Source organism: Paenibacillus sp. MSJ-34 (genome assembly GCF_018918005.1).
Classification (GTDB): domain Bacteria; phylum Bacillota; class Bacilli; order Paenibacillales; family Paenibacillaceae; genus MSJ-34.
Genome location: NZ_JAHLPR010000099.1, coordinates 1 through 4,788 on the forward strand (window position 1 = coordinate 1; position 4,788 = coordinate 4,788).

Genomic DNA, 4,788 nt, shown 5'->3' on the forward strand with positions numbered 1-4,788 from the left:
AAAGTCCAGTCCCAGATGAAATTTTCAAAGAACGAGCCTGGAAATTTCGAGGCCGTTTTCCATCCCCCTCAGGGGATGGAAACTAACCTATAAGAGCTTTCAAAAGATACTATACGAGGAGGTTAAAGTATGTTAAGGAAGAGTACGAATTCAGGTAGAAGGTCTGCGGTAATTACGGGGGTGTTATTAATAGCCGGGTTGGTTACAGGCATGTTTAGTGTTGTTCCTGTTATAGATGGAGCAGACTACCTTGTCAAGGCTTCTACAAATGAAAATCAGGTACTGATAGGAGCGTTTTTCCAGTTGTTAATGGTTGTTGCTTATGTTGGTATTCCTATTGTCATGTATCCGATTTTAAGTAAGCATAATCAAAGTTTAGCCCGTGGATCTGTTGCTTTCGGCATGATTGCGGGTGTGTTCATTATTATTGGTGTCATCATTCTTCTGTCGCTATTGACATTAAGCCACGAATTTGCAAAAGTTGCAACTCTGAATGGTTCGTATGTTCAGACTCTGGGCGGATTGTTGCGGGAAGGACGAGATTTGACGAATCATGTGGCAACGACACTCGCATTTGTTTTGGCTATGTTCTTATATAACTGCATATTTTATCAAACCAAATTAGTCCCACGTTGGTTGTCCGTTTCGGGTCTTATTGGGTCTATATTGTCCATATTGGCGAGCTTATTATTTATGATTCGCTTCATCGGTCTGGATGCAACCTACATGATGTTGAACATTCCAATTGCCTTTCAACAATTGATTCTGGCTATTTGGCTTATCATCGAAGGATTCAACCGGACGAAACAGGATTTTGTATCCAATTAAGATCGATGCCTTAGAAAAGAAGGTGTAACTGAAATGAATAAATCAGAACGTTTTTGGGACAAAACGGCAAGCAAATATGATCGATTAGAGATGAAGGATGAACAGACTTACATCAATATCATAAAAAGGACGAAAACGCATCTCAAAATAAGCGATATGGTTTTGGATTACGGCTGCGGGACTGGATTGATATCCAATGAAATTGCAGAATATGTGAAAGGGATTCATGCGGTTGATATATCTTCTTCTATGATAGCAATTGCGGAAAAAAAGGCAACGGAACGAAATATTGCAAATATAAATTATGCTCACTCGACCATTTTTGATGAAAGGTATAAGAAAGGCTCATTTGATGTCATCCTGGTCTTTCATGTGCTGCATTTGTTGGAAGATGAACATATCGTTCTACGAAGAATGAATGAACTGTTGAAACCCGGAGGATTATTGATTTCTGCGACACCATGCGTAGGAGAAAAAATATTTCTAAGAAACTTGTTACTCTTTGCAGGTAGAGTTGGTCTAGTACCGATTATAAGATCATTTAAAATACGCAATTTAATCGATACCATTGAGGAAGGCAATTTTTCAATTGTCGAGTCGGATTGCTTGAAGAAAAGTTCTCAGGAATATTTCATTGTTGCTAGGAAGATTTGAGGACTTGCTTCTATGAAAAAAAGCAGCTGGTCCTCTTGGCCGGCTGCTTTCAAGCTTGTTGAACTACTAACTAGATATCCTTGGACGGATTGATGAGGGCTAGCACCTGATGATCTTCCCACACCCCGTTAATCTTAACGTTGCTGCGCGCAATACCTTCTTTATGGAAGCCGGCATTCTCCAGAACGCGGATAGATCCGGGATTCCGAGGAGAAACTTCCCCGACGATCCGGTGAAACTTCAGCTCTTCGAAGGCATAGCGAACGACCTGCTTCACTGCCTCCGTCATATAACCCTTGCCGTTATAAGCCTGGTCTAAGTTGTATCCGATCATGCAGCTCTGAAGCGATCCCCGCACCACAAAGGACAGATCAACGTTGCCTATAATTTGGTCGTTCTCCTTGTGGCATATCACGAAGGAATATCTCCGATCCGATTCCCTGTCAGACTGACTCTTCATTATTGCTTGGAGCTGGTGCTCCTCCGTATAAAACTCTTCCGGGTTTTCTGGTGAAAACTTCCCGAAGAACTCCCTGTTGCGCTTGTACATCGCTGCCAATTCTGCGGCGTCCGCATCGTCAAGGAACCGGATGTATATTTGCTGCTCAGACATCTTACACCATCCCAGTTCATTTAATGATATTGTTTCTCGCTCTCTCTATTATGATTTTGGGCAGATCTTTGAATCAGTTTATATGATTTAAATAGAGGACACCCCCGCTCTCTTGAAACGGATGTCCGTCATATGGTGTGAAACGCTTTGGTTTCCACTTACAGTATAGATTCCCGGAGACTCCTGGGAAGATTTTTGACAACCAGATCGTAAGAATGGTCGATCATGTCGAAGATCTCCGACATTGGCAAGGAACCATCGATCGTAATGGTGTTCCAGTGGTTCTTGTTCATATGGTACCCTGGCCGAATAGCCTCATATTGCTCTCTCAAGTTTTCGGCAATCACCGGGTCGCATTTTAGGCTTATGTCAAAAGAATCCCCTTTGTCAGAAATAAGAGCGAACATCTTGCCGGCAACTTTGATCACCAATGGTTCGGGTCCGAAGGGATAATCCTTACTCGCTCCTTTCTTTCGCAAACAGTAATCGATGATACTTCTTTCCAAATCGGCACCTCTCCTTCGCAGATGACAAAGTATTTCACTATCAGGTTTACTTCTTTCGTTCATTCTACTCATAAATCGTAGATTTTTCCAGTACTAGTTTTGCGGCAACGAAAACGGGTTAAACCAAGCTTAACTCTCGTTGTATTATTACAACAACTCCTCTTCAATTTTACCCGAACCAGCACCCGTATGTTGTGATCGTCCGGCGGACGGTAACGGGTTAGGTTAAACTCAGGCGGCATAGGAAAGCGCTCTTCCAACACGGCAAGCTCCGTCATCCGCGACAATCGGAAATGGCGGATACCCCCGCTGCAATAACGTCTACTCGTCCGCTCCGATATTCACGAAAGCTCCCTGCACTCTAGGTTCACCGTCAATATCGCAATCTCCGATTATCGCCCTATCCGTGTATCCTGCATCAATTGCAGGAGATGTCGGCTTCAAGTGGAAATCATTGCCCGTTTCATTGGCAAATTGAGGATCAACGAACAACGAATGCGCATCATTTCCCGTAGCAGATTGATAGGAGGCGAATCCGGTGCGAAGCTTGTTTTTCCACTTCCACAAGCTGCCCGCGCTGCCGGCCGGCCCGAAATACAGGTTATAATCGACCACGTTGCCCCTATTCTTGGTGTACTCGTTATAGATCAGGTAATTGGAGAAGGATGCAACCATAATATTGTTTTTGATCACATTGTTTTTCGTATTGTACTGGAGCAGCAACTGTCCGCCGGTTAACCCTACGATATCATTTTTATACAACGTGTTATTAACGATCTTGCTATTCACAGTGGAACCCAGGCCTGTTTCATACCCGCCCATCGCAATACCGGTATAACGATTCTTATATATGATATTATTGCGAACAGTGATATTGCTGGTTGAGCGATTCTTGTGCTCCGAAGCGATTTCTACGCCAATATCGTTGTTATAGCTGTAGTTCCGCTCAATGACGGTATCTTTACCGCCATCGACGTAGATTCCGCCAGCAGAATTACTATCGTTTGGAAGTTTTATGCCGTACGACGGATTGTTGTTGGATGATATGTTATATATGATATTTCCTTTAATAAGTCCGTTGCGCGCCTGATCGTAGGCCGCGCTGGGCGCTGTGTTTTCAAAGCCGATCACATCGATGCCGATATTATCGTTGTCGTGAATCCGGTTGTTCGTAATGGCAAACGTATCTATGTTGCCGTTCACGACAAGCGATTCGCTGGAGCCGAGCACGAGATTGTACAGTTCATTGCCGTCGATCGTAATGTTGTTGATCGATCTGTTTTCGGTGCCGTACACGGCGATGCCGTGCGCATCCCGTCCCAGCAGTTCCTTGCCCGATGGGGTTGCCGTGTTTTTGATGTTATGCACCTTATTGTTCAAGATGCTGATGTTGCTGCCGCTCCCTTCGACGTAAATGCCGACAGGCACCTTATTGCTAGTCGACGTCGTAAAGTTTCGGATCTCGAAGCCTTTGATCGTAATATAGCCGGCATTGATAATTTGCACGAGTCCTTCCTGGCCGGTGACGGACAGACCGGTACCGTCAATGACCGGCAGCTCCGAAGCATAATTCGTGAATGTAATCGGGCCTGCGGCAGCCGAGCCTGAGCGCGTAATGCTCAGCTTCTTGTTATATGTACCTCCGCGCACATAGACCGTACTTCCCGGCATGGCTACGTCGGCAGCGTGCTGCATCGTTTTCCAAGGAGATTCGAGCGTTCCGGCATTCGAATCGTTGCCGTTCGGAGATACATAATACTCTGCTCCTGACGTCGAAGCATCCGACGGGGCCGCATTTCCAAGGGCAAGCCCTAAAGTGGCGACGCCCAAGGCAATCAACATGAGTCTGCCCAATTTCAACACTAACTATCAACTCCTTCGAATTTTTAAAACAATTGTTTCAACATCCGCCTCCAAAATAATAATTAAATGTAACATATGACCGTGGCGAATACAATTCCTGCAAAAGAGTCGATTTCATCAATACCGCCGGCGGCTGACGACCCGTCGAGTAGGCTATACGAAACGTAAACACGCTAATCGCCTGTAAATCACCTTTTAGCTGGTGTAAACATTCCTGTGTAGGCTAAGAAATGGCCTTTGAAAAAAACAGGAGCGCCTCGTATGATAGGGGTGTGACGGGTCTAGAGCCCTAAAAACCTATCAGGAGGCGCTTACTATGAAGTT

At 44.8% G+C, this 4,788-nt stretch carries 5 protein-coding genes; 2 read left to right on the top strand and 3 right to left on the bottom strand.

Going from position 1 to position 4,788, the window contains the following annotated elements; genetic code table 11:
• Positions 1 to 129 precede the first annotated feature (129 nt).
• Both KQI79_RS26885 and KQI79_RS26890 read left to right on the top strand, forming a co-directional pair.
• Positions 130 to 828, top strand: a complete 699-nt coding sequence (locus tag KQI79_RS26885) for a DUF4386 domain-containing protein (RefSeq protein ID WP_216541416.1) — start codon at positions 130 to 132, stop codon at positions 826 to 828.
• Positions 829 to 861: 33 nt separating this feature from the next.
• Positions 862 to 1,482 carry a class I SAM-dependent methyltransferase gene (locus KQI79_RS26890; RefSeq protein WP_216541417.1) on the top strand — a complete coding sequence of 207 codons (621 nt, stop codon included), beginning with the start codon at positions 862 to 864 and terminating at the stop codon, positions 1,480 to 1,482.
• A 70-nt stretch (positions 1,483 to 1,552) separates the two neighbouring features.
• Here the strand turns inward: KQI79_RS26890 and KQI79_RS26895 are convergent, their stop codons facing one another.
• The 3 genes from KQI79_RS26895 to KQI79_RS26910 all read right to left on the bottom strand — a co-directional run bounded on the left by KQI79_RS26895 (position 1,553) and on the right by KQI79_RS26910 (position 4,464).
• Positions 1,553 to 2,095, bottom strand: coding sequence for a GNAT family N-acetyltransferase (locus KQI79_RS26895; protein ID WP_216541418.1), 543 nt, complete (start codon positions 2,093 to 2,095; stop codon positions 1,553 to 1,555).
• A gap of 158 nt (positions 2,096 to 2,253) precedes the next feature.
• A complete protein-coding gene (locus KQI79_RS26900; protein WP_216541419.1) occupies positions 2,254 to 2,601 on the bottom strand; it encodes an MmcQ/YjbR family DNA-binding protein in 348 nt (115 codons plus the stop codon).
• A 321-nt stretch (positions 2,602 to 2,922) separates the two neighbouring features.
• Positions 2,923 to 4,464, bottom strand: coding sequence for a right-handed parallel beta-helix repeat-containing protein (locus KQI79_RS26910; RefSeq protein WP_216541421.1), 1,542 nt, complete (start codon positions 4,462 to 4,464; stop codon positions 2,923 to 2,925).
• Positions 4,465 to 4,788 lie beyond the last annotated feature (324 nt).

Coding starts and splice junctions, on each gene's coding strand:
- KQI79_RS26895 (WP_216541418.1), bottom strand. CDS start 2,095: ATGTCTGAGCAGCAAATATACATCCGGTTCCTTGACGATGCGGACGCC.
- KQI79_RS26885 (WP_216541416.1), top strand. CDS start 130: ATGTTAAGGAAGAGTACGAATTCAGGTAGAAGGTCTGCGGTAATTACG.
- KQI79_RS26890 (WP_216541417.1), top strand. CDS start 862: ATGAATAAATCAGAACGTTTTTGGGACAAAACGGCAAGCAAATATGAT.